The 2371-nt window shown below is 55.7% G+C and carries 4 protein-coding genes; 1 reads left to right on the forward strand and 3 read right to left on the reverse strand.

Going from position 1 to position 2371, the window contains the following annotated elements:
• Both VGC33_RS05530 and VGC33_RS05535 read right to left on the reverse strand, forming a co-directional pair.
• The coding region (locus VGC33_RS05530; RefSeq protein ID WP_331119754.1) for a DUF3413 domain-containing protein at positions 1 to 581 on the reverse strand (581 nt) is incomplete at its 3' end.
• A gap of 20 nt (positions 582 to 601) precedes the next feature.
• Positions 602 to 829, reverse strand: a complete 228-nt coding sequence (locus VGC33_RS05535) for a YejL family protein (RefSeq protein WP_331119755.1) — start codon at positions 827 to 829, stop codon at positions 602 to 604.
• Between the two features lie 180 nt (positions 830 to 1009).
• On the opposite strand from VGC33_RS05535, the gene yejK reads away from it, so the two are divergent.
• Entirely contained in the window at positions 1010 to 2017 is a 1008-nt protein-coding gene (yejK, locus tag VGC33_RS05540) for a nucleoid-associated protein YejK (protein ID WP_331119756.1), read from the forward strand.
• A gap of 113 nt (positions 2018 to 2130) precedes the next feature.
• Here the strand turns inward: yejK and rplY are convergent.
• A partial coding sequence (gene rplY, locus VGC33_RS05545; protein WP_331119757.1) for a 50S ribosomal protein L25 occupies positions 2131 to 2371 on the reverse strand: 241 nt, incomplete at its 5' end.

Below are 2371 nucleotides of genomic sequence, written 5' to 3' on the forward strand. Positions count from 1 at the left end.
AAGTTGGCGTCCGCCCAGATATAGATGATGTGCGAGGCAAAAAAGGCGCAGATAAGCAGGATGGCCACCGGCTTGCCGATTTTGCGCCGGTTAAGGCTGCGCAGCTTTTGCCATGACCAGGTGCCGAACAGCATTTCAACCAGGAAGATAATGGGGATGCCGATAAACAACAGCTGCCAGTCGCGCGCCAGTTCGCCCTCGTCGGGGTTGACCACCAATTCCCATACCACCGGGTTAAGGTGCAGGTGGAAACGGGTAAACACCTCGGTATCCACCAATAGCAGCGTTAGCCCGGCGGTGGCGAGTATGGCCGACAAAAAGCGCAGCAGGCGCTGCGACATCACCATAAAGGTCAGCGGGAAGATAATCAGCAGGTAAAGGGTAAAACCGATAAAGCTGAAGTGGCCGAGCCAACTGGTGAACGCGTAAATGCGGCCCAGCAACGAGCCTGGCCAGTCGGCGACAAATAGATAACGGCTGCCAAGCCCAAGGCTAAGCAGAATGTTGAAGAGGGCGAACCAGTGACCCCAACTGATCATTTGGGAAACTTTGTCACGGTAGCGCTGGCTATTTGTCACCATAAATCAGTCTTGGCAGCTAATTAATGCGTGTCGTGAGTCCGGATCGAGGAAAGTAATGCCTCGCCGAAGGAATTTGCCAGGGTTTTGCGCTGTTCCGGCGCCACGCTGGTGTTTATCACATGAGTAATCATATTACCCAAAACCATCAGCGACAAATCGGTTGGCGTACGATGCTTTTCCAGCACCGCAGACAGTTCGCCCAGCAATGTTTCAACCTGCTCGTCGCTATAACGGGATGCTTGCGGCATAATATAGTCTTAGTAATCTGTTAAAGTCCGCTATCTTACCGTATCAACTCCGCTTTTTCCGCTTTTTTATCGCTTTTCAACCGGCCCGCCCCTGCGCAATGTGCTGCGCCGACGCAACACCGGTTGAGCTGGGGGCTATTCGGTGTTTGAATACGCATCTGGCCCGAAGGAGAATAAATCATGAGTCTGGATATTGACCAGATAGCGTTGCATCAGCTTATCAAACGCGACGAGCAAACGCTGGAATTGGTATTGCGCGATTCGCTGTTGCCCCCCGGCGCGGCGGTGGAAGAAATGATGGCGGAGCTGCACCGGGTATACAGTGCGAAAAACAAAGCCTATGGACTGTTCAATGACGGCAGCGAGCTGGCCTCGGCGCTGCGCGGCTGCCGCAAGGGTGAGGACGACTTCCTGGCGTTTACCCGCGCCGCCACCGGCAGGCTGCGCGACGAACTGGCCAAATATCCTTTTGCCGAAGGCGGTATCGTCCTGTTTTGCCAGTACCGCTACCTGGCGGTGGAATATTTGCTGATCGCGGTGCTTAACAGCCTGAGCAGCATGCGGGTGAATGAGCAGCTCGATATCAGCAGCACCCATTACCTGGATATCAACCATGCCGATATCGTGGCGCGTATCGATCTGACCGAATGGGAAACCAATCCGCGCTCCACGCGTTACCTGACGTTCCTGAAGGGCAGGGTGGGCCGTAAGGTATCCGATTTCTTTATGGATTTCCTCGCCGCCAGCGAAGGACTGGACACCAAGGCGCAAAACCGCGGACTGCTGCAGGCGGTGGATGACTATTGCGCCGATGCCCAGCTCGACAAAAGCGAGCGGCAGAATGTGCGCCAGCAGGTCTACAGCTACTGTAAGGATCAGCTGTCGTCCGGCGAGGAGATCCAGGTGGCCGAATTGTCCGGGACCTTGCCGCCGGTGGGCGATAAAACCTTCCAGGCATTTTCCAGCGGAGCGGGTTATGAGCTGGAGGAGAGTTTCCCGGCCGACCGGAGCACCCTGCGCCAGTTGACCAAGTATGCCGGCAGCGGCGGCGGTGTTACGCTGAATTTTGACGCCCAGCTGCTGGGCGAGCGTATTTTTTGGGACCCGGCCACCGACACCCTGACCATTAAAGGCACGCCGCCGAATCTGCGCGATCAGCTTACGCGCCGCCAGAACGGGGGCAGCTAGCGCTCGCCCTTGGACACGCCGGGTTTGATATCCTATGCCGGCTCGGTGATGCAAAAAAAAACGCCGCGTGAGCGGCGTTTGGCGTTTTTTTTATCGTATCGGTTTAAACGCGATTATACGCGGACAAAGTCGATATGGGTCAGTTTCGGTTTGAACGGATGACGTTGTACCGCCTGAACCTTAACCTTGGTTTCCGCGCCGTCGATAACCAGCGATAATTCGTCGCTGTAGAAACCCGGTTTAGTCTGGGTGTTCAGCACGATTTCGTGGTCCATCTCGATAGAGATCGGCGCTTCAGTGCCACCATAAACGATGGCAGGAAACTTATTCGCTAGACGCAGGCGGCGGCTCGCA

The sequence above is a fragment of the Acerihabitans sp. genome (assembly GCF_036398755.1).
Lineage (GTDB): Bacteria > Pseudomonadota > Gammaproteobacteria > Enterobacterales > Enterobacteriaceae > Acerihabitans.

Bases quoted from the DNA above. Each gene is read 5' to 3' on its own strand.
- yejK (WP_331119756.1), top strand. From the start codon at position 1,010: ATGAGTCTGGATATTGACCAGATAGCGTTGCATCAGCTTATCAAACGC.
- VGC33_RS05535 (WP_331119755.1), bottom strand. From the start codon at position 829: ATGCCGCAAGCATCCCGTTATAGCGACGAGCAGGTTGAAACATTGCTG.